Annotated in this window: 19 protein-coding genes, 1 tRNA gene and 1 pseudogene; 8 read left to right on the forward strand and 13 right to left on the reverse strand. The window is 56.9% G+C overall.

Going from position 1 to position 21,098, the window contains the following annotated elements:
* Positions 1-137 precede the first annotated feature (137 nt).
* The 4 genes from ACVWXF_RS12255 to ACVWXF_RS12270 are packed head-to-tail and all read left to right on the forward strand — an operon-like array spanning position 138 to position 5,032.
* Positions 138-776 (forward strand): cysteine hydrolase family protein, encoded by a 639-nt coding sequence (locus tag ACVWXF_RS12255; RefSeq protein ID WP_457474537.1) that lies wholly within the window; start codon positions 138-140, stop codon positions 774-776.
* Positions 773-2,980: a phosphoketolase family protein gene (locus ACVWXF_RS12260; RefSeq protein WP_457474527.1), complete on the forward strand. Its 2,208-nt coding sequence runs from the start codon at positions 773-775 to the stop codon at positions 2,978-2,980. The genes ACVWXF_RS12255 and ACVWXF_RS12260 overlap by 4 nt, the downstream gene beginning before the upstream one ends.
* A 56-nt stretch (positions 2,981-3,036) precedes the next feature.
* On the forward strand, positions 3,037-4,389 hold the full coding sequence (locus tag ACVWXF_RS12265) for an AAA family ATPase (RefSeq protein WP_457385807.1): 1,353 nt from the start codon (positions 3,037-3,039) through the stop codon (positions 4,387-4,389).
* Positions 4,382-5,032: a Rho termination factor gene (locus ACVWXF_RS12270; RefSeq protein WP_457474528.1), complete on the forward strand. Its 651-nt coding sequence runs from the start codon at positions 4,382-4,384 to the stop codon at positions 5,030-5,032. The genes ACVWXF_RS12265 and ACVWXF_RS12270 overlap by 8 nt, the downstream gene beginning before the upstream one ends.
* Before the next feature lie 33 nt (positions 5,033-5,065).
* Here the strand turns inward: ACVWXF_RS12270 and ACVWXF_RS12275 are convergent, their stop codons facing one another.
* The 6 genes from ACVWXF_RS12275 to petP form a co-directional block, all read right to left on the reverse strand.
* Entirely contained in the window at positions 5,066-6,313 is a 1,248-nt protein-coding gene (locus ACVWXF_RS12275; RefSeq protein ID WP_457474538.1) for an RNA-guided endonuclease InsQ/TnpB family protein, read from the reverse strand.
* Positions 6,201-6,794: an IS607 family transposase gene (locus ACVWXF_RS12280; RefSeq protein WP_457474529.1), complete on the reverse strand. Its 594-nt coding sequence runs from the start codon at positions 6,792-6,794 to the stop codon at positions 6,201-6,203. The genes ACVWXF_RS12275 and ACVWXF_RS12280 overlap by 113 nt, the downstream gene beginning before the upstream one ends.
* Before the next feature lie 221 nt (positions 6,795-7,015).
* Positions 7,016-7,087, reverse strand: a tRNA-Met gene (locus ACVWXF_RS12285).
* A gap of 99 nt (positions 7,088-7,186) precedes the next feature.
* Positions 7,187-8,647 (reverse strand): DASH family cryptochrome, encoded by a 1,461-nt coding sequence (locus ACVWXF_RS12290; RefSeq protein ID WP_457474530.1) that lies wholly within the window; start codon positions 8,645-8,647, stop codon positions 7,187-7,189.
* A gap of 12 nt (positions 8,648-8,659) precedes the next feature.
* Positions 8,660-8,989, reverse strand: coding sequence for an HU family DNA-binding protein (locus ACVWXF_RS12295; protein ID WP_238376891.1), 330 nt, complete (start codon positions 8,987-8,989; stop codon positions 8,660-8,662).
* A gap of 37 nt (positions 8,990-9,026) precedes the next feature.
* Entirely contained in the window at positions 9,027-9,224 is a 198-nt protein-coding gene (petP, locus tag ACVWXF_RS12300) for a cytochrome b6f subunit PetP (RefSeq protein WP_041436278.1), read from the reverse strand.
* Positions 9,225-9,365: 141 nt separating this feature from the next.
* Between petP and ACVWXF_RS12305 the strand changes: the two genes are divergently transcribed.
* The gene (locus ACVWXF_RS12305) at positions 9,366-9,809 is read left to right on the forward strand and encodes an ATP-binding protein (RefSeq protein WP_011432443.1); all 444 of its coding nucleotides are present in this window, start codon (positions 9,366-9,368) and stop codon (positions 9,807-9,809) included.
* Between the two features lie 3 nt (positions 9,810-9,812).
* Here ACVWXF_RS12305 and ACVWXF_RS12310 read toward each other — a convergent pair whose 3' ends face one another.
* A complete protein-coding gene (locus ACVWXF_RS12310; RefSeq protein ID WP_457474531.1) occupies positions 9,813-11,645 on the reverse strand; it encodes a DUF3352 domain-containing protein in 1,833 nt (610 codons plus the stop codon).
* 298 nt (positions 11,646-11,943) lie between these two features.
* Here ACVWXF_RS12310 and uvrB point away from each other — a divergent pair, with 298 nt between their 5' ends.
* Positions 11,944-14,031: an excinuclease ABC subunit UvrB gene (gene uvrB, locus ACVWXF_RS12315; RefSeq protein WP_457474532.1), complete on the forward strand. Its 2,088-nt coding sequence runs from the start codon at positions 11,944-11,946 to the stop codon at positions 14,029-14,031.
* On the opposite strand, the gene ACVWXF_RS12320 is transcribed toward uvrB, so the two are convergent.
* Positions 14,028-14,159: a hypothetical protein gene (locus ACVWXF_RS12320; protein WP_414343450.1), complete on the reverse strand. Its 132-nt coding sequence runs from the start codon at positions 14,157-14,159 to the stop codon at positions 14,028-14,030. The genes uvrB and ACVWXF_RS12320 overlap by 4 nt on opposite strands.
* A 29-nt stretch (positions 14,160-14,188) precedes the next feature.
* Between ACVWXF_RS12320 and ACVWXF_RS12325 the strand changes: the two genes are divergently transcribed.
* Together ACVWXF_RS12325 and ACVWXF_RS12330 are read left to right on the forward strand one after the other, a co-directional pair.
* Positions 14,189-15,958, forward strand: a complete 1,770-nt coding sequence (locus ACVWXF_RS12325) for a mechanosensitive ion channel family protein (protein WP_457474533.1) — start codon at positions 14,189-14,191, stop codon at positions 15,956-15,958.
* 33 nt (positions 15,959-15,991) lie between these two features.
* The gene (locus ACVWXF_RS12330; RefSeq protein ID WP_457474534.1) at positions 15,992-16,582 is read left to right on the forward strand and encodes a DUF721 domain-containing protein; all 591 of its coding nucleotides are present in this window, start codon (positions 15,992-15,994) and stop codon (positions 16,580-16,582) included.
* Positions 16,583-16,745: 163 nt separating this feature from the next.
* Here ACVWXF_RS12330 and pxcA read toward each other — a convergent pair whose 3' ends face one another.
* From pxcA to ACVWXF_RS12355, 5 genes and pseudogenes are all read right to left on the reverse strand, one after another.
* Positions 16,746-18,128: a proton extrusion protein PcxA gene (pxcA, locus tag ACVWXF_RS12335; protein ID WP_457474535.1), complete on the reverse strand. Its 1,383-nt coding sequence runs from the start codon at positions 18,126-18,128 to the stop codon at positions 16,746-16,748.
* A 180-nt stretch (positions 18,129-18,308) separates the two neighbouring features.
* Positions 18,309-19,712, reverse strand: coding sequence for a glycosyltransferase (locus ACVWXF_RS12340; protein WP_457474536.1), 1,404 nt, complete (start codon positions 19,710-19,712; stop codon positions 18,309-18,311).
* Between the two features lie 256 nt (positions 19,713-19,968).
* On the reverse strand, positions 19,969-20,085 hold the full coding sequence (locus ACVWXF_RS12345; protein WP_011432450.1) for a photosystem II reaction center X protein: 117 nt from the start codon (positions 20,083-20,085) through the stop codon (positions 19,969-19,971).
* A gap of 104 nt (positions 20,086-20,189) precedes the next feature.
* Positions 20,190-20,546: a ferredoxin-thioredoxin reductase catalytic domain-containing protein gene (locus ACVWXF_RS12350; RefSeq protein ID WP_011432451.1), complete on the reverse strand. Its 357-nt coding sequence runs from the start codon at positions 20,544-20,546 to the stop codon at positions 20,190-20,192.
* 271 nt (positions 20,547-20,817) lie between these two features.
* Positions 20,818-21,098 (reverse strand): annotated as a pseudogene (locus ACVWXF_RS12355) (hypothetical protein); the annotation flags it as partial.

Below are 21,098 nucleotides of genomic sequence, written 5' to 3' on the forward strand. Positions count from 1 at the left end.
TGCCGTAAACCAGCCTAGAGGTCCGGGCTTGTTTTGTTCTCTGGTAGAGCAGAACAGGCTCAGGGCTACTGAAAGCCCGCTCCGTACCGCTTAGCGGTCGGAGCCGGGTAGTTTACTTGGCCCTGGTGATCATCGATATGCAGCGAGATTTCCTGGAGCCGGGCGGCTTTGGGGAAATGTTGGGCAACGATGTCACCCAACTGGGATCCATTGTGCCCACCCTGAAGGGGCTGCTGGACTTTTTTCGTCAGAAGGGCCTAACCATCATCCACACCCTGGAGGGTCACCAGCCAGATCTCTCCGATTGCCCGCCCAGCAAGCGCAAACGCGGCAAGGGATCCCTGACCATTGGGGACGAAGGCCCTATGGGGCGGATTTTGATTCGGGGAGAGCCGGGCAACGCCATCATCCCTGAGCTTGCCCCGATTGCGGGAGAGATCGTCATTCCCAAACCCGGCAAGGGGGCTTTCTACGCCACCGAGCTGCAAGCAATCTTGCAAAAGCGCGGCATCACCCACCTGCTGTTCACCGGGGTAACCACAGAAGTCTGCGTGCAAACCACAATGCGCGAGGCCAATGACCGCGGCTATGAGTGCCTGCTGGTGGAAGATTGCACCGCCAGCTACTTCCCAGAGTTCAAGCAAGCCACCCTGGAGATGATCCGGGCGCAAGGGGGCATCGTCGGCTGGACGAGTTCTGCTCAGAAACGTCCAAAAAGCGTTATCGGGTTTAGAGTGAGTGTGAATAACCCAACAAGCGTGAGGCTGAACCGATGACACTGGCTCAGGAGGCAACTGCCCAAGTCCCCGCCTTTTGCGAAGGGATCCAGTACTTCGGGGATCCCTGGCCGGAATTTGACCGCCTGGGCCAGGCCCCTGCAGTGGATGCCGGCACCGGGAAGCTGAGGGATCCCGGCAGTCGTATGGCCGCCTACCAAACCTTGCTCTATGCCGATGCCTTGCGCTACCTCACCCTGCAAATGACCGCCAGTAAAGCCTCAGGCCATCCGGGCGGATTTGCCAGCCAAGCAGAAGCCTATGCCGCTCTGGTGTACCTGGGCCAGAAGAACATCCCCACCGAAGTTGGGCACCACGCGCCGGGCTTTTACGCGGCCATGTTTTTGGATGGATCCCTGGCCGAGATGGGCATCCACACCGTCTCCGACCTGCGGGCCCGTTTTCGAGAGCGGGAAGGGCTGTTGGGTCACCTCTCTGGCTACATTCCCGGACTGCTGGCGCCGGCTGGGCCGCTGGGGCAGGGGCAGCACTTTGCCATGGCGGGGGCATTACTCTACCCGGATCGCCTCTTCCCGGTCACGATTGGGGATGGCGGCCTGGGAGAGCCCTATGTGATGAGCTCCATGATTCACTTCCACACGGCTTTCCCGCAGCGCACCAACTTCCTGCCGGTGCTGGTCTGGAATGGCTACAGCCAAGAGCACCACAGCATGATCTCCACCGCCAGCAACGCCCAGATGGCCGAGTATTGGCGGGGCAACGGCTTTGAGGAAGTGGTGTTGGTGGATGCCAAGGACTTTGACGATGCCCAACAGCCTGGCCCTTACGTCGACAGCACTCAGTTTTCCCTAGAAGCCCGCCTTGCCTTTGCCCAAAGGGTGCTGATCGAAATGGAGCGAGCCATCCAATCAGCCCTGAGCGGACAATTAACGGTTTTCATCCTCAAGCAACTGAAGGGGGCTGGGGTACATGCCAAGGGATCCAAGTCCCACAACCTCTACGGCCACCACACTCTGGATCACCCGGACATTGTGGCGGCTCTGCGGGCGCGGGCCTTACATCCGGCAGCTTGGGCCCTGGTGCGACAAAACTGCCAACGGGCAGCCGGGGGGCCAGCCGCCAAGGTGGCGGTTACAGAGTTCGTTCGGCCTTTGCCGCCTTTGGGATCCCTGAACCTGACGGAGTTTCCCCTGGGGGACAAGCAGGTTTCCACCACGGCCATCGGATCCCTGGTGGTGCAGGTGGGGCAGAAGGATCCCGACTTTTTGGTGGCCAATGCCGACGGCAACGAAGCTTCCGGCATCGCCAATGTGAACCAAGGTCTCAAGGTGATTCACCCCACGGTGGATCCCTTATACAACCAACAGCCCCAAGGACAAGTCTATGAGCCCCTGAGCGAAGATGCCTGCGCAGGACTGACGGCGGGCCTAGCCCTCTTCGGCGGACGCTCCCTGTGGTGCTCCTACGAGTCCTTTGCCGTCAACGGCCTACCCATCTGGCAGACGGTAACCCAAGCCATGGCAGAGCTGCGCCGGCCCACCCCCTCGGCCATTGCCCTCTTCACTGCCGGCGCTTTGGAACAGGGGCGCAACGGCTGGACCCACCAACGCCCGGAAATTGAAGCCTACCTGGCGGCCATGATGCGCAACGGCAACATCTTTCCCCTCTTCCCGCCGGATGCCAACTGTGCCCAAGCTGCCTACGAATGGGCCCTATCCACCTGCAACAAAGGGATCCCTATCATCGCCAGCAAAACCCCCCTGCCCATCCGCACCACCCTCGAACAAGCTCGCCAAGCAGTAGAGCAAGGCTGCACCGTCCTTCAGGAACTTCCTGGATCCCGCACCGTGGTCTTTGCCGTGGTGGGGGATATGATTCTCCTGCCCGTGTTCGAGGCGGCTGAACAGCTCCAAGCCCAAGGGATCGGCTGCAAAATCGTCTCGGTGATTAACCCCCGCCGTCTGTATCGCCCCGGCGACGTGGCTTGGTCCACCTGTGCCCAGCCAGATGGGGAATTCATGTCCGACCAAGAATTTGCCGCTTGGTTTGCCGGCGAGGCCCTCATCGGCGTAACAGGCGGATCCAGCCTGATGTTGGAGCCTCTGACACTGCGCTACACTGGCCCGCGCGACATTTTTGCCTGGAAACGCGGGGAAACCACCGCCACCCCCGCCGAATTGATGGACTACAACGGCCTGACAGCCCAAGCACTAGCAGAACGAGCCAAGCAACTGCTATGCTGAGGGCGAGCTTTTAGCTTGGTTAGCATTGTCCACCTTATTTTTTCCTATTTTTTCCTATGACTGCGGCTAGCTCTCTCCGAGAGAAGCTTGAGAGGATATCTCCCACCGAGAGGGTAGAGCGAGTTGTTGTCCAACACTTTGCTGTTCCTCTCCTGCAGGCACTTGGCTTTGACGACTCGGAAATTAGAGATGAATTCGAGACAGGTTGCGGCCAGGTCGATCTCGCAGCAAGAAAGAACGGAGATCCTGAAGATATTTTCCTTAGATCCCCGAAGAATCCCTACTTGCTTTTGGAGGCAAAATCTAGAGCAGTTAATCTCAGAGAAGGATCTTGCTATAGAGATGCAGTTTGTCAGATAGAAAGTTACTTGCTTGCCAAGAACTGCAAATCTGCAAAATGGGGAATTATCACCAATGCAAATAACATCCAGCTTTGGAGGAAGCACGGAAAAGTCGTTCACCCCGCTACAGCAAACCTTGATATTAGCTCAGATAACATTGAGAGCATAGTGCGTAACTTGCGAGACAAGATAGAAAACTATGAGCGCGCTCTGACTGTATGCGTGTATAACAATAAAGGGGGCGTAGGCAAAACAACGACGATCATTAACCTTGCGGCAGCACTAAAAACCAAGGGAAAAAAGGTCTTAGTTGTTGACTTTGATTCTCAGGGTGATCTGACAAGAAGCTTGGGAGTTACTCCTGGAAAAATTACACTGACGCAGTGCTTAAAGGATCCCAAAATAGATGTTCATTCCGTTGTCCAAACATACAGACTCAAGACAGTTAGACAAGGCAAACAGAGTATAGTTTCCATCTTTGACATCATCCCAAGAGACCCTGAACTGGAAACGTTAACTGATAGCCAGGCGGTAGCATATATCCAGAAGGGAACTCGGCGCCTTCGCGATCTGATTGCCCCTCTTCGCAATGAGTATGACTACATCCTAGTCGACTGCCCAACTCAATGGCTTTACTTCAGCCAAAGTGGTGTTTTTGCTGCCGATGTTATTTTGATACCTACCCGCCCCGACGATCTGTCTTCCCTGAATAATGCTGCTAGAGTAATCACCAGCTTTGTTCCAGAAACTGCTAAGTCACGACAGGATGGTGGCCCTATTGCTTTGCCTACCTTTTTCAACGGTGTCCCTTCGGGACGTGAATACACTACTATTAAACTAGCTAACGAAGAGATAGGTAAGCTTATCGACCAGGAGAAAAGTGTAGATCTACGTCCATATTTCTGGCCGCATTTTAAGAGAGGTAATGAAAACAAAAGCATTTTTAGGATACCTGACTATGCAGTGATATCCTCTGCAAGCTTTGCTCGAACTCCTGCCGTCTTTAGGGACAGGAGAGTTTTAGAATACTACCAGAGTCTTGCCCGTGAGTACTTTATCGATGAGTGAGTTTTCAGATCTAGGTAGGTTGGTTAACTTACCCCTTGAGAGCATTACGCCCGCCGATGGGTTTTCTGCTCCCTCCTTCCTTGTTGCCGCAGCCGCAGATCAGCTAAGGGCGACAGGAGGACACAACTGGGTTCCTCTGCTGGTGGTCGAGGCTGGCGACTATCAGTACAAAGCCATTGGTAACCATTTTGTCTATGCAGTTGCTCAAGAAGCGGGACTGGAAAGGCTATGGTGTATCGTTGTCGATCCTGATCCAGAGCAGGTTAAGCAGGCCCAGATTCTCGCCAAAGAAATTGTTCCGAAGGTAAATTTGACCAATACATCGAGAGAGACTATCTTGGCTGCGCTAAGATACCTAGCCGAGCAACCCAGCAGTCCCCTCAAGGGAGTCGATGTAACCATTGCAGCTGCCCGGATTGCAGAGGCGGATAGAAGTTGGTGGCAGGACTTAACCCCCATAACCAAGCTGGGGTGCAAAATTACGCGAGGCAAAAAACTGGATGCCCTATCGGAAGTATTTTTCGTAACTCCTACAGCGTTGCCCCCTACTCTGAAGAAATCATCCAAGAGATCTGCGGCATCCGCTGGCGCGAAGAAAGCGACCTCAACTCGCTCGCGGAAAACAACAGAGGGAGAGCGCTAGAAGGGATCCCTTCAAAAACATATTCTGATACATTTACGCTGAACACTGCTGAGCATTACTGCTCAACGGTGAAGCGATAGCATTCTGCCCGTTTCCGTTGTCACTACGCGACGCTGACGCGACCGCGTTAGTGGGACGGAGTCCAAACAGAAAGGCGGTATCCCGCAAAGCTCTGAGCATAACACCCAGAGCGCCTTGCCAATCTCGTGGTAGCCTATGGTTGCACTTGGGGCATCTGAACACCTTTGCGCCACCCAACTTAGTGTGGATGTGCCCACACTTGGTACAGGTTTTGCTGGTGTACGCTTCCGATACTTCCACGACAACCACGTTTTTCTTTTGGGCTTGAAACCTCAGGAGCTGCTTGAACCGATAGTGCGCCCAGGTGAGCATCGCCCTCGCCGTCTTGCTACCAAACTTCCTCCCTGCCTTGGCAACCATCTGGGCTGACTCGAAAGTGGGGAGGAATATCAATCGGTAGTTATCCGTCAGGAACGCCGCTACCTTGCGATGGCACTCGTCCACCAAGTTCCTGATTCTCTCCCGCAGACGAAACGCCGCTTGCCGCATTCGCCTACGCTTGGGTCTCGGTGCTTTACTCAGCCTGGACTGCAGATCGTCTAGGTGGTAGCACAGCCGAGCGATTCTACCAAAGTCCCCCTTGGCAATATCTACAAAACCTGCTCCATCAAACCCTGTAAAGAAACTTCTTACTCCAGGGTCAAGCGCAATCACCCCCTTTGCTAGCGAACACTGCTCGTTCACGGGCTCAGGAAAGATGGCATACCATCTGTCTTTCACCCGCATTAGTTCAGTCCCACGTGCCCATTCTCTGGGCATCTCCTCGGATGCACGAAACGCCAAACCTCGGGTGAGTTTCGGATACCACGTCCCATTGCGAAAGTTGCCGGCGTTGAATTGCAGCGTATGCGACCTGTCCCGCACACTGCGAAACCTCGCGTCTTTGCTTCGGCGAAACGCCAGCCACGCCTCGACGACCGCGTTCTGCTTGATGTGGCAGGGGGCGTCCTTCACCCACTGGGGCAGGTCGGAGCGCAGGATGATGTCCCGCAGCTTTCTGGCCGTTTTTGGGGCACCATGCTGACGCTGATAGGCAGTCGCTTGGTTGTAGCAGTACCGGCACGCCGCCTGCCAATGCTTCCAAATCTTAGCCAACGCCGGTTCCGGATAAATCCGTATCTTTCTCGATTGCAGCCCGATATTTTCTGAGTCCGTAGAGCCGACTGCTGAAGCAGTGCAGGATGGCGAGGATATCCTCAACCAGTTCCTGTTGGGGAGAAAGGTGATCGTCATCGAGAACCAAGATTTCGCACCCGTATTGGCGGCAGTACCACTCAACGAACTCAAATCCAAACCGGCAGAGTCGATCCCTGTGAGCGACCACAATCGTTCCGATATCTCCTGCACGGACTCGTTCCAATAAGGCAAGGAACTTTGGTCTTTTGAAGTCGAGACCGCCGCCAACCTCTCCGACCACTTCGGCTCCAGGATAGAGGTTAACCAGCCTTGCAATCTGTCTCTCCAAGTCTGGTTTCTGCCCCCGACTGCTGACTCGGGCGTACAAAACGACTCGTTTGGCCTTTCTGGGCGCTTTGATGTAGCTGTCGAGGTCATACCTTCTCGCCCTACCGGATGGTGTACGTATTGCCTTGATCCAGCCTTTCTGTTCCCATCGCCTCAAAGTGTGGAGACACACCCCGAAATAGTCCGCCGCTTCTCTCGGTTTTACATACCTAGCCATACCAAGCAGCCATACTGAACATACTGTACATTATTTTCAGTATAGTCCAGCGTATCATTGACTAGAGTCATGCTCTGATAATCCGGAACGGCCATTTGTAGAACCGATGTGAAGACAGGGATCCCAACATGTTTCGCTCATAACTCTACGACAAGCCTCTGCTACAAGCCAGCTAGGGTATCTGTCAGGCTCGGAAACCTCTGACAAGAGTTTGGCATGGATGGCTCAGGCGTGATTTGAACACGCGACCAAGGGCTTATGAGTCCCCTGCTCTACCGCTGAGCTACTGAGCCAGGATAGTGCTTAACTAGAATAGCACTCTTGGGCCGGAACTGCGCCTCAGAAAATCCCCTTAGCCCCCTCTCGGGAAGAAGCCCCAGACAAGGCAATGCCTATCGGCAGGCCAGGGCAGCTTCGTAAACCCGTCGGTTGGCCGCGAGAGACTTCTCCAAATCCACCAGTGGGCGAGGGTAGTCCACCCCCAACCGGACTCCAAATTGCTTCTGCTCGGCAGCAGTGAGGCGATAGGGCTCGTGGATTTTATCCCCCGGGATCCCGGCCAATTCCGGCAACCAGTGGCGCAGATAGTCTCCTTTGGGATCGTACTCGCGAGATTGTTTGGGGATGTGGAAGTAGCGGAAGCCACGGGCATCATTCCCTACGCCGGCGGTGTAGTTCCAATTGCCGTAGTTGCTGGCCACGTCGTAGTCGATGAGCAGCGACTCAAACCACTCAGCGCCCATGCGCCAGTCGATGCCCAGGTTCTTGGTCAAAAAGCTGGCCACATTCTGCCGTCCCCGGTTGGACATAAATCCGGTAGCCGCCAGCTCCCGCATGTTGGCATCCACCAAGGGGTAGCCCGTCTCACCTCGACACCAAGCCTGGAAGCGCGGCCAATCCTGTTGCCAAGGGATAGGGATCCCTTGGATCCCAGAGGGACGGAACAGTTTAGCGCCGTGCTTGGCCAAGATAAACCGAAAATAATCCCGCCACAGCAGCTCAAACACCAGCCAGTAGGTGGACTCATTGCGCACCCGCTCCTGCTCGTAACGCTTGACCTCGGCATAGACGGTGCGAGGGGAGATGCAGCCCAGCGCCAACCAAGCAGAAAGCCGGGAGCTATCGTCGGGATCCAACATGCCGTTGCGGGTTTCTTTATAGAGGCGCAGCCGATCCCGATCCCAAAAGTAGGTTTGCAGGCGGGCATGGGCAGCAGTGCTGCCGCCAAGGTAGGTGAAGCGGGCCCGTGGATCCCCGGCAGGTGAAGATAGCCCCAGCGAGGCCAGGGTGGGCAGAGGGCCGGGATCCAAACCCGACGGCAGGGGGGGGATCGCGGGAATGGGCAAGGGATCCCGGATGGGGGTGCTCCCCTCGACTTGCTTTCGAAAGCGGGTGAACAGCTCCGGCAGTTGCGAGAGACAAAAGGGGAGATCCTCAGGGTGATAGAGGGTATGGCCCCAATCAACCTGCAGCCGGATCCCCAGAGGCTGCAAAGCCCGCTCAACCGCTGCCGCCACCTCCTTCTCCTCGGTGCCCACCTCTTCATGGGCGTAGACCGCCTTGACTCCCCACTCCTGTGCCAAGGTGGGGATCACGTGTTCCGGCTGTCCCTGGCGGATCACCAAATCCGAGCCGCGCGACCGCAACTGCTGCCGCAAATCCGCCAAACTCTCCAGCAAAAACTGACCGCGGAAAGGGCCGGTTCTGGGGCGGAGCCCAAGGGAAGTCTCGCCGAACTGGCGGGGATCCAAGCAATACAAGGGGATCAAAGGGGATCCCTGTTGGCATGCCCGCGTCAGCGGCTGGTGATCCAGCAGGCGCAAGTCGGTGCGAAACCACAGCAGGACGGTCATTCTGCAGCTACCCTACACGGATCCCGCGGACTCAGACTTGGACACCCGAACCCCAGCTGGACGCCCCAGCTCAGGGCTGGGAACAAAATGAGGCACATCGGCAGCCGGGATGTGAACAGGGGCCTTGGTGCGCGGATGATAGGTTTGCCGGGCGGGACGATGGCGCAGCGAGAACGTGCCAAAGCGAGCCAGCCGCACGGATCCCCCCTGGGCCAGGCATTGGCTAATGCTGTCCAGCATAGCCTCCAGAGCAGCAGCAGCCATTTCCACGGTCAGGCCATCCACCTGCGCGGCCATCTGGCGGGCCAGCAAACGGCGAGTCAAATGAGGAGGAGAAGCCACCAACCGACCCTCTAGACAACAGAACACAGACAGGGGCTTAGAGCACCTCCAGTTCACTCTCGAAAAACCAATGTCGAGAGCGATCGGGAAACTCCAGAATGTAGCCGACACCGCTGCCATCGACCACACGCCGTGCCAGCACCACAGCCTCTTTGCCCACCAGAGCGCTGAGGTTTTCTTGTCCGCGATCCTGGACAGAGCGAACTTTGACCTTATTTCCAACCTTGATCGCCATAAAACCGCGAAGAGACTTACCACTCAAGATGGTACGGCAAAAGTCCCCTTGCCGAGCTCCTGCCGCACCTCTGCTGGGGTTGACCCCGATGGGATTGCTAGAATGGGGTCAGAGTGCCGTGCCCCAGGGAAGACTGCCTCCGTGATTGCCCTTTCCCTCAAACCCGCCCACTGCTCCTGGAGCGTTATCAGCTTTCCCTCCACCCTCTACACTCAGCCTGTCCTCGATCTCTTGATCTCAAAAGTCCCTCCTGCCTGGAGAGCGGAAATACGTTTGGGCCTACAGGAAGCGATCATCAATGCCGTCCGCCACGGCAACGGCCTCGATCCCAACAAGAAGGTGATCATCGAGTACGCCAGCTCCGAACCCTTTTACCAATGGCTGGTGCGGGATCAAGGGCCCGGCTTTTGTCCCCAAGAGAAGCTCCACCGATGCCAACATAACATCTTGGAAACCGAAGAGTCGGGCCGAGGAATGCTGCTGCTCACCCAAATCTTCGACTTTGTGGAGTGGAATGAAACAGGCAACCAGGTCTACCTGGCCAAATACATCCACGCCAACTGCCGGGATCCCTGGATAGTCTGACCCTCAATGCCACTCCCAAAACAGCTTGCCCATTTGGGTAATCTGGCAGCCCCGATCGGGGTAGGGAGCTTCAGAAACCGCTAGGGCTGTGGTGGCGAAGGCAAAGCGCGTGGATGCCCAGCGGGATCCCTTAGCGCTCCGCGCCGCTGACGCGACCGGGTCGGGCAGCTCGCTTTCCAAGAGCAACCCCAGGGATCCATAGCCATAGCCCAAATTGCGGTGGGGCAGGGAAGCCACCAACTTGCGCCAGGCGCGATTTGCACTCAAGGGGGGATCTGCGAGGGCCGTCTCCAGAGCCCCCAAAGAAGAGGCCAGGTAGGAATAGCCTTTGCGATCGGCATGATACACCTGTGCCGGCAGCGGGATCCCTGGCAGCGTTAGCGCTCCGCGCCGCTGACGCGACTGGGGGAGAGCTTCTGCCGCCTGCAATGACGCGGATCCTCCCTTCCCGCTGACTTCCAGCCGCTCCCCTGCCAACACGGGGATCTCCGGTCGATGGGTGGAGCGGTGAGGACTCCGTCCCGCTGTCGCGACCGGCGGGGGTTCTGACGGCAAGGACTCCGTCTCCCCCGCAGGAGTGGTCGGTTGGGCCCAGGCGGTGGCGGTGCCACGCTTCGTTGCCAGAGAGATTACCTGCCAGCCTTGGGCGCGTGCCCGCTCATCCAAGTCGAAATAAGGACTCCGTCCCGCTGTCGCGACCGACTCATCCGGCAGCTTACCGACCCACAGCCAGGCTGGATCCCCGTCGCCGGGCAAAAGGGCAAAGGCAAACTCTCCCCGTTCCGGCAACAGACGCTGCCAGTCCAGCGCCACCTGAGATTGCAAGCGCTGCAGCCACTGGCCGGGATCCACCCGCAACCCCAGGGGATTTAGGGGCTGGATCTGCCCCAGGCTCTGCCAAACTGAGACCAGATTCTCTCCGGAAATCAGCGCCAAGGTTTTATCCGGCAGATGTTGAAGGATCTGCGGGCGAAAGGCTTCTGCCGCCGGCAAGGAGAAGCCAGCGGGCGCATGCCAGAGGGCAGCACTTTCGGCCACCAAGCCGCGGAAGTTTACCCCCAACCCCAGCCCTACCGCCTGCAACGTCAGCCCATCTGAAGAAACCGCCTCTGGATTTTGCCAGAAGGCCCAACCCACATGCGCCTCCCGCAAGGGCTGGATGACCTGCTGAAACAGAGGCTGAGCCACCAGAGACAACTGCGGCAATTGCCAAGCATCGATGGCGGCGCGAATGGCAGCAGGCTGCTCCGCCAGCAACACGTATTGCTCGCCGAAAACCGCTGCCGAGAAACCCTGCAGGCCCGGAATCGGGCTGGACACCACCTGAATGCCCTTGTAAGTGTCTACCTGCACCGGCCTCCCGGCCAAGCTCTGCCGTTCCCACAACAGGTTCAGCTCAAATTGAGAGAGCGCCGCATCCCGCGTTTCTAGGGCAACCAAGGTGCCCCACTCTGGCAAGCTGGCCAGGAGGGTGCTCTTCCCCAGCCAGGGCCGCACCTCCCGCTCGAAATCAAGGGATCCCCCGGCCAGCAAGGATCCCAGCCAGCCTGGGCCTTCAGGGGAGAAAAACTTTTGCCACTGCTGACGGGCAGCGCGTCGCTGGGGGGCAGGAGTTGCCGCTTGCCAAAACGCTTGCACCTCGTCCAGGGGAACAGCCAACACCAGCAGCGCTTGTGCGGAGCTGGGGGCAAAGCCCACAATGGGTGGCAGCTCCGGGTGGGCCAGCAACAAAGCTACCGGACTGCGGGTGAGCAGCCATACGACAACCCACACCACCATGGCGGCCAGAAGACCAAGCCCAATCAGGATCCCGCGCAAGAGTTGCCGTCGTCCCATATCTCAATCTCTGCACCGAGGGAGACATGGCGCGGACACCCAGGCCCTACTGCTCTGCACTGCTGGCATGAACAGGCCTAGTGAAGAAGCGCTGCCCTCAGTCCTGCATGATAAAACCTTACCATGGAACAGAGGCTAACCCTGGTGTGCCAGCTGGAGCCCACCGCTGAGCAGGCGGCCAAGTTTAGAGGCACCCCACAAGCCTTTGTGATCCGCACCACCATTCCAAACCAACGTGCAGATCAGCCCTGCCTTGACCAGCCCGGCAGCTATCTAGGCCCATCCGAAAGTCAAACCCATGTCAGAGTTTCAACTGGTTTCTCCCTATCAACCCACCGGAGATCAACCTAAGGCAATTGCCGGCTTGGTGAAGTCGATTTCAGAAGGCCATCGTTTCCAAACCTTGCTGGGGGCAACCGGAACCGGCAAAACGTTTACCATCGCCCATACCATTCAGCAGGTGGGCAGGCCCACCTTGGTGATGGCCCACAATAAGACGCTGGCGGCACAACTGTGCAATGAGCTACGAGAGCTGTTTCCCAATAATGCCGTCGAATACTTCATCAGCTATTACGACTATTACCAACCGGAAGCCTATGTTCCCAGCACCGATACTTACATCGCCAAATCTTCCTCTATCAACGATGAAATCGATATGCTGCGGCACTCGGCTACCCGCTCCTTGTTTGAACGGCGGGATGTGATTGTGGTGGCCTCGGTGAGCTGCATCTATGGTCTGGGCATGCCAGAAGAATACCTGAAGGCTTCCATCCCCTTCAAAGTCGGCCAGGAGATTAACCAACGGGATGTCCTGCGGGATCTGGCCAGCATCCAGTACGAGCGCAATGACCTGGAGCTGGTGCGGGGGCGATTTCGCCTCAAAGGGGATGTGCTGGAAATTGTGCCGGCGTATGAGGATCGGGTCATTCGCATCGAATTTTTTGGCGATGAGATCGAGGCCATTCGCTTAATTGATCCGGTTACAGGTGAGATTTTGAACAGCCTCAGCGCCCTCAGAGTTTATCCTGCTCGGCACTTTGTAACGCCGGAAGCACAATTGGAGCGGGCGATCCTCAATATCGAGCAAGAACTGGAAGAGCAACTGGCCTTCTTTCGCAAAGAAGGCAAGCTCCTGGAAGCTCAACGCCTAGAGCAGCGCACCCGCTACGACCTAGAAATGCTGCGAGAGGTGGGCTATTGCAACGGGATCGAAAACTACTCCAGACATTTAACAGGGCGCAAAGCAGGAGAGCCCCCCGCCTGCTTGGTGGATTATTTCAAGGCCGACGATTGGCTGCTGGTGGTGGATGAATCCCACGTGACCGTGCCCCAAATTCGCGGCATGTACAATGGCGACCGTGCCCGCAAGCAGGTGCTGGTAGATCATGGTTTTCGCCTGCCCAGCGCCCTCGACAATCGCCCCCTCAAAGCCGAAGAGTTTTGGGCCAAAGTTCATCAGTGCATCTTTGTTTCGGCTACTCCCGGCAACTGGGAACTGGAGCAGAGCGAGGCCCAATTTGAAACCCTGGTGGAAGATGGCAAGACCCTGAAGTTCTATGTGCCCGGCAGCGGTCGGGTTGTCGAACAGGTAATTCGGCCCACCGGCGTGGTGGATCCTGAGGTGCATGTGCGCCCCACGGCTGGGCAAGTGGACGATTTGCTGGGAGAAATTTATTTGCGATTGGAACGCTCTCGGCAGGGATCTGCCGAACGGGTGATCGTGACCACCCTCACCAAACGGATGGCAGAAGATCTCACAGAATATCTCCAGGAGCGAGGGATCCGAGTTCGCTATTTGCATTCCGAGATCACCTCGATTGAGCGAATTGAAATCTTACAAGATTTTCGAGAAGGGGCCTTTGACGTGTTGGTAGGAGTTAACTTGCTGCGGGAAGGGTTAGACCTGCCGGAAGTCTCCTTGGTGGCCATTTTGGATGCCGACAAAGAAGGGTTTTTGCGAGCAGAGCGCTCCCTGATTCAGATGATTGGGAGGGCAGCACGAAATGTCCGCGGTATGGTGGTGATGTACGCCGACACCATGACCAGCAGCATGGCCCGGGCCATTGCCGAAACCCAGCGTCGCCGCGAAATTCAATTGCAATACAACCGCCAACACAACATCACGCCCAAGCCCATCGTCAAGAAAAACAGCAATGCCATCTTGTCTTTTTTGGCCATCTCCCGCAAACTTAACGACCCAGATCTGGAAAAAGCCTTTCAAGCTGCGCAGGAGATTCCTCTCTCCGAGATTCCAGAGCTGATCGGCCAACTGGAACTGAAGATGAAAGAGGCCGCCAAAAACCTAGAATTTGAGGAAGCCGCCGAGCTGCGAGATAGAATCAAAAAGCTGCGTCAACGCCTTCTGGGCCATTCTCAGGGCACCTAAAATCCTTGCTCAGATCGGCCAAAATTGAGGTCGGCTTGTGCCACCATGAGCTTGCGGGGCAGCACCAGGGATCCCCAATTGATCGATAGGCGTTCGTACCAAACCGGCCATGCAGGACTCCGTCCCACTTAAGCGAGCAGCTCTTTGGGTTGGGCTGATGGTGGGGATAGGTCTCTGGCTCACCCCTGCCGTTGCCTCTGCCCCTTCATTGGCTCAAGCCCTTGAATTTCGGGATCCCAACTTTTTCCTGACGGATCCCCGCCCCACACCGGAGGGATCCCCTGCCCCAGCCCCCAGCCCAATCGGGATCCCTTTGACCGGCCAAGAGGGCACAGAAGTGCTGGTCGGGAACATACCGGTGTTCCGCCTGCAGACGGCAGACTACCCCAGCGATGTGCGGGCCGACAACGTTCGGGCGATCATCGAGCGCTTTCTCGAAGAAGGGCAGTTGCCACAGCCAGAGGTACGGGTAGCCCAGGATGCCAATGGGCAATACATCTTACGCCTGGGGGAAAGAGGCCGCTTTGAGGCCACCCAACGGTATTTGTTTACCGTCACCTATGCCGATGCTGCCGCGGAGCGCAGGGTGGCACCGGGTCAGGTGAACCTGAATGACGTGCGTCTGGTGGCTAACAGTTGGGCGCGGCGGTTGGAGCAAGCGATTGCCGATTACCGCAAAGATCTGCTGGCTCTGCAGCGGGCCCAGGATCCGCGCGTGCTGGTTCTGACCCTTTTAGCAGGGATCGCCACCCTGGTGGTGGGGTTCTTCCTCTGGCGGCTGTTTGACCGCAGCTTAACCCGTCTGCAAGGCTGGTTGGAGCTTAAGGCCGGAGAGGCCTGGGGCACCTGGATTGATGTGGGTGGGATGCTGCTGCGGGGCGTGGGGGCAATCCTCATCGCCGGCATCTCGCTGGATCGCGGCATCAGCTTCATACCTGCCCTGCGACCGTTTCAGCGCTCCTTTTACCTGGGCCTGGGTCGTGTGGTCGCCACGGCTCTGGGCGTTCTCACCCAGCCTCTGCCCAACTCCAGCGTTTCGATTGCCAGCTTGCTGGTCTTCCTCGTCCTCTCCATCTTGGTTTTCACCGGCGCCCACTACGTCAGCGTTGGCTTCAAGCAGCGCTTTTTGGCACGCCTGGGGCTGGATCTGGGCACCCAAGAGTCTTCGGCGGCCATCTTCAAGTACATCCTGACCCTGTTCGGCATCCTTCTGGTCTTGCCCTTCAGCGGCCTTAATCTGGGCTCCTTGGCGGTTATTGCCGGGGCGGTGGGTTTGGGGATCGGCTTTGGTTTGCAAAACCTCTCCAACAACTACATCAGCTACATTGCCATTTTGCTGGAGCGCCCCATCCAAATCGGGGATCTGGTGGAAGTGGACAACCTGCTCGGCACGGTGGAGCGCATTGGCCCACGGGCCACCGTCTTGCGCACCCTGGATCGCATTTTTGTGATTGTGCCCAACTCCCGCTTTACCGAATCGAAGGTGGTGAACTGGAGCTACCGGGATCCCCGCTGTCGCATTCACATTCCGGTCGGCGTGGCCTACGGCTCCGATACCGCCTTGGTTACCGAAGCCCTGCTCAGCGCCGCCAAAGAAAATGCTCGGGTGTTGAGCAGCCCCGCCCCCCAAGTCTGGCTCAAGTCCTTTGGCCCTTCTGCACTTAACTTTGAGCTGCTGGTGTGGATCAACCGTCCTCAAGATCAGTTTGTCTTGATCAGCGAGCTAAACTTCCTGATCGAGGCTGAGTTTCGGCGACGTGGGATCCGCATCCCCTTCCCGCAACAAGATATTCATATCCGCAGCCTAGAGGGATTTGCCCCCCTCAGTCAAAATGGCGGATCCCCTTCTTTGCCCGATACCGACTCCATTCACTCTGCCCTCAAAGAAGCGGCTCAATCGCCGGAAGACCAAAATGGTGTTTCCTAAGCTATTGCCTGCCATTGACACCCTATCGACACCATGTTGCAGCGGTTAGATGAGGTACTGGGAAGCTTTGGCAGCCATCCCCGTTGGGCTGAACTGAAGCAAATGCAAACCCTGCGGCAGCTTTGGCCCGAACTCGTCGGAGAGGCCGTAGCCGCCCAAACCTATCCCCTCAGCGTGTGCCGACAGGTGCTGCAAGTGGCCACCTCTACCCCGGCCTGGGCGCAAAATTTAACCTTGCAACGTCAGCTCATTCTCAAGAAACTCAACAGCCGCATCCAACCTCCCCTCAGCGATATCCGCTTCAGCCCTGGTGCCTGGCACAAGGGATCCAGCCCGGCTGCCCCCCATCCTGATGCGGAGCTGACCAGCAAGTTTTATGGCGCTCCCCGCCCAGCAGACCAAGATGGACAACGCCCTGGATCCTGTCGCAGCCCCAATCCAAAACAGCCCACCTCCGACCCGAAAGTGGCTTTCGAGCGCTGGGCCAGAGTGGTGAAGCAACAACAAACCCAGCAAAACCTGTTCCCCTGCCCCGCCTGCCGCTGTCCCACCCCTGCCGCCGAATTGGAGCGTTGGTTTGTCTGTGGGTTCTGCCATCGACAATCCTTACGCCCGCCCAGCTAACTCAGGAAACTCGAATTACGGTTGCTTCAAATGGCAATCAAACGATTCGTCAGGTCGATCCCCAACTTCTTTCTTCCTCTGAGAGAGGTTGTGGATGGTTACGGCAGCGGCAAGGAGCGCTTGGGAAGCGTCTCAACCCAGTTTGAAATGCAACTGCGAACCCTTAATCGTTCATAGCCCGATAGGTGGCCACCGAAGACGGCGATACACGGTTTAGATAGCGAAAGATCCAATACTTAAAAAGCGTATCTAGGAAAACCGGAAAAGTAGCAATAAAGCCGTAGATAAAATCGCGGTTCTCCGGTAACCCCAAATGGGCAGCCAAATTACCCAGCAGCACCTCCCAACCGTGGGGAGAGTGGTAACCGACAAACACATCGGTAAAGAGAATAATAATGAAAGCCTTGGCACTATCGCTGAGACCGTAGATCAGACGATCCAAAAAAGACTTGAGGACTTCGATTTCCTCACGCCCAACAAAGATAAGCCAGCCAAACACCAGCAGCGAAAGCAAATCAGCAAGGATATTCTTCAAGCCTTCCGAGTTCCTACGGCTATATTTTTTCAGCAGTTCCTCTGCCTTCATGGACAGTTGATCTGCTGATTCCAGATCCCACTCTGGAGATTGATGGTGCAAAGCTCGCTCAAATTCTATTCTTTCCTTGAAAAACTCGAACTCTGTCAGGGCTTTTTCTTGAAATTCGTGGCTCAGAGCCACAATGGCAGGCTCCCGTTGTTGCAAGTGATCTACCAATGGCCCAAACAGAAAGTTTTTCGAGAGGATCTGGGTGAGCAGAGGCAAAATGGCCAACAACAACAGAAAACGAATCGATACCAGTGTGCGAGTGCGAGCCTCGCGATACTCCTGGATCAGTTCCTCTTCGGCCTGGGAACTCAGCTCACGGCGGATTTGGCTGGCCGTGCGCAGAATGGAGCGGGGCAGAATCGCAGCTTTGGAAGCGACCGGGGCAGCGCCATTGCCGGAGCCTGCCTTGACAGAGACATCAGGAGAACTGGGTTGGGTTGAGGTAGGTTGTTCTGGCCGTTCGAGAGGCTCAGGTGAAGTGGAAATTGAAGCAGAGATGGGCTGGGATTTTCTGGTCGGGCGTTTGTATCGAGAAGTCACCTGATCGATAAACTGCAGTTTCTCCAAAATGGAAAGATCTCGTCTTTGGCAACCATTCTCGGAGTTTTCGCTGCTGCTTTCAGAAACATTGGCCTCAGCGGCATGGAGTTGTTGAGCTTTATCTTGGGCAGAAGTAGGGCCGCTGCCATTTTGCTCGGGATCCGGCAGGCGAGAAAGGGCGCTGCTGGCTCTGAACTCTGCCAAACGCAGATCGATCTGGCGCAGTTGCCGGCGCAGTTGAATCTGAAAGTAGCGGCTGACATTCTGGCCGTGTTGCCCATTGCTGCCAATGGACCCTCCCTGGAAGTATTGATCCTCAATGGCTTTAATGCGCAGGGCAGCCTCATAAGCTTGGTCGAGGGAGCGCAGGGGGGTATTCGAGATCCATTGGCCCAGCCTGCTCAATACGGATTCTCCCATTGCTCGTTCCCGTGGCACTCCCCATGGGGGCCGATCCACACATTACAGTGATCCGATTGACTAATTATTGTAACGAGTCCTGGGTGCCTAGGCGGGAATCCCAACGGTGGAGAAGTACTTGCAGAGACTGGCCCTGCCTCGACAGAAGTACAGACCGGCGCCTTTGGTCTAGAGCAACATTCAGCACCCCTTAAAGCGCTTGAGGGCAAAGCCACAGATCTGCAGCAGCCGCAGCCCCTCTCGCACATGGTGAATGTTGGAGCGACCATAGGTTCTGGGGAAATAGCGCACGGGGATATCCAGGATCTTCAGGGTGCGCTTGGCGGATCCCAGCAACAGGTCAAAATCTCCAAACGGGTCGAAATCCCCCCACTCTTGGCGTAGCCTGGCAATCTGCTGGTAATCCTCCCGCCACAGGGCCTTGGTGCCACAGAGGGAATCTTTGATGCGGATGCCGAGAATGTAGGAGAGGAGAGCGGCAAAAAAACGATTGGCCCATTGGTTTAGCCGAGGCATTGCCTCTGGTTTCAGGGGATAGATAAGGCGACAACCATTGGCAAAATCACATCGCCCGGAAGCCACAGCCCGGAAAAACTTGGGCATGTCCTCTGCCTGTACCGTCAAATCGGCATCGAGGATGATCAACACATCCCCTGTAGCGGCAGCCAGCCCCTTGCGCACCGCATCCCCCTTGCCCTTGCCCTCCTGCCGCAGAGCCCGGATATTGCGGATCCCTTGGTATTCCGCCTGCACCCGCTGGATCTCGGCCCAAGTCCCGTCGCTGGAATGCCCCTCCACAAAAATGATCTCGGTGCGGGATCCCATCTCGGGCAAGCGTTCCACGCAGCGGCGGATGTTGCCCGCTTCATTCCGAGCCGGAATCACCACGGTGCAGGAAGGTTGCTGCTCAGGGGGAGGATCCCAAGCCGGGTCAGGTTGTGGGCGAGCGATCGTATATTCCGTCAGGCAGAGGGCGTTGATCCCGGGCAGTGGGGCAATCACCTGGTTGATCACAGTCGAAAGGAACGGGATCCGCCGCGGCAACAACAGCCGCTTGCCCTGCTGAATGACCTCGTATCCTGCCAAGTGCAGCAGGTTGGCCACATCGGCTGCCGATAACCAGTTGGCTGCCGGCAGAGGCATCCGTTGCTTCAGAGCGGTTGCCAAGCCCAGAATCGGCTCCCAGAGCGGGTTGTGGTGGGAGAGGATCAGGCGGGTGCGTGGGGTACAGAAGCGGCGCAACTGCTGGAGAACCTGCTGGATGTCGGCCAGGTAGCCCAGGGTATTGACGAGCAAGATCACATCAAAAGGCTCCGCCAAGACGGGATCCCCTTTGTCCAGCGTGTGGGCATCTTGCACCCGGAAATGGAGATGGGGAAACTCTGCCTGAGCTTGGGCAACAATGTCCGCATCTCGGTCGATCCCCACCCCGAAGCTGGGCTGCAAGGCATTGAGCAGAGATCCCGTGCCGGAACCAATCTCCAAGATGCGCAAACCGGCAGGGACAAAAAAGCGATGCAGCCGCTCCAGATCCTCGTGGTAGTAGCGGTTTTTTTGCCGCCAGTAATACAAGGGGTGGGTCAACGCTGGCAAGGGATCCCTGGGGTATCGCTGGATAGTCTTCGATCATAAGGTGTGATCGTTTGCAACAACGGCTTCAAGCACCTTAGATCTCAATCTGTTGGTCACCCAACCCAGCTGGATCCCCGACAACAGGGGCGAAGCCCTCCAGCGATTGCGTACCGCAGCCACATCTTGCCACCCCAGTCTCTCCCCACCCAGCGATAGCAGTACAGGGAAAAGGGAAGCATTGGCGGGCAAGTGCCAACGAGCGGGGATCTCAGCGACGACGCACTTTATCCCTTTGGCTGACAAAGATGATGGCGCCAAAGAGAGCCCCCAGCACAACTGCACCAGCCACCAAGCTCCAGAGGAAGTTAGCAAGTGAGGGAGTCATAAAAGCGTTTCCTCCTCGTGCAAATAACCATTGCCCAACGGTTTTTCGATTATACCGAGCCCTGTCACCCTTCCAAAGCCTGCCTTTGTCCCTGCCGGGCGCTGTCATTTGGTAGTTTGGTATTCCAGGGGCACCTCCTCTAGGGTTTGGCTCTTGCCGGCAAAGGGGTTATCCGGCGTCAAAAACAGCATACAGTGACATTCTTTTCGCTCCCGCATGGGTACACAGGGGCAATTCCAATAGCCTGCTTTTGCTTCTGCCTCTTTGTCTTCATAAAAACGACAGGGACACAGCGGGGCGCCCAATTGCTCTTTGTGCAGAGCCAAGCCTTCGATCACCGCCGTCGTAATTGATGGATCCGAGCAGAAAAAGGTCTCGGAGCGTTTGGCGTAGGTTTCTGCGAAATGCCGCATCAACTCAAAGCTCTTCTGTGAGGACTTTTTGTAACCACGACTTTCCATGACGATTCCCAAAAGTGGAACTAACCGGCTGTTGCTAGCAATGGGGCTCACAGCTTTTTCCGACGACGCCTCCCGAAGCCAGTACAGACGTGTAGGGGGCCGGGATTCTATTAACTCCACAGATAACTCCACAGACCTCCCACAACGTCGAGAAAAGCTGTATCTCGCTCTTCGTTGTACAGCAGACCTCTAGGCAGGACAAAAGATTATGCCCTTGCTGTTACACAAGGCAACATCTAGGGGCCGTAGCAAGAGCCAGCCTTGGCGTACTCTACAGAATACCTTGACATCCTCCCCGGCCTGAAGGCCGGAGATTCCTACCACGCTGCGCATGGATGGCTCCTTGCGCAGTCGTCTCGGCGGGTTCCTGCTTCCGACCGCCCGTGCAGTTCGATCCGCAGGCCATCCGGGCTGACACGGGTGGTTCACCCACCCGCATCCCGACCGCAGCGTCGGCCGTGTCCTGCCCTTCGTCTCGCAACAGCTGTATCCCGCGAGCAAGGATGTTGATGGCACCGACCAGAAAGGCCTCCGGCCCGCTGCCGCGAAAGG

The organism is Thermostichus sp. MS-CIW-40 (assembly GCF_054058315.1).

Coding starts and splice junctions, on each gene's coding strand:
- ACVWXF_RS12255 (WP_457474537.1), top strand. CDS start 138: ATGCAGCGAGATTTCCTGGAGCCGGGCGGCTTTGGGGAAATGTTGGGC.
- ACVWXF_RS12260 (WP_457474527.1), top strand. CDS start 773: ATGACACTGGCTCAGGAGGCAACTGCCCAAGTCCCCGCCTTTTGCGAA.
- ACVWXF_RS12265 (WP_457385807.1), top strand. CDS start 3,037: ATGACTGCGGCTAGCTCTCTCCGAGAGAAGCTTGAGAGGATATCTCCC.
- ACVWXF_RS12270 (WP_457474528.1), top strand. CDS start 4,382: ATGAGTGAGTTTTCAGATCTAGGTAGGTTGGTTAACTTACCCCTTGAG.
- ACVWXF_RS12280 (WP_457474529.1), bottom strand. CDS start 6,794: ATGGCTAGGTATGTAAAACCGAGAGAAGCGGCGGACTATTTCGGGGTG.
- ACVWXF_RS12290 (WP_457474530.1), bottom strand. CDS start 8,647: ATGACCGTCCTGCTGTGGTTTCGCACCGACTTGCGCCTGCTGGATCAC.
- petP (WP_041436278.1), bottom strand. CDS start 9,224: ATGGCGATCAAGGTTGGAAATAAGGTCAAAGTTCGCTCTGTCCAGGAT.
- ACVWXF_RS12310 (WP_457474531.1), bottom strand. CDS start 11,645: ATGGGACGACGGCAACTCTTGCGCGGGATCCTGATTGGGCTTGGTCTT.
- uvrB (WP_457474532.1), top strand. CDS start 11,944: ATGTCAGAGTTTCAACTGGTTTCTCCCTATCAACCCACCGGAGATCAA.
- ACVWXF_RS12325 (WP_457474533.1), top strand. CDS start 14,189: ATGGTGGGGATAGGTCTCTGGCTCACCCCTGCCGTTGCCTCTGCCCCT.
- ACVWXF_RS12330 (WP_457474534.1), top strand. CDS start 15,992: ATGTTGCAGCGGTTAGATGAGGTACTGGGAAGCTTTGGCAGCCATCCC.
- pxcA (WP_457474535.1), bottom strand. CDS start 18,128: ATGGGAGAATCCGTATTGAGCAGGCTGGGCCAATGGATCTCGAATACC.
- ACVWXF_RS12345 (WP_011432450.1), bottom strand. CDS start 20,085: ATGACTCCCTCACTTGCTAACTTCCTCTGGAGCTTGGTGGCTGGTGCA.
- ACVWXF_RS12350 (WP_011432451.1), bottom strand. CDS start 20,546: ATGGAAAGTCGTGGTTACAAAAAGTCCTCACAGAAGAGCTTTGAGTTG.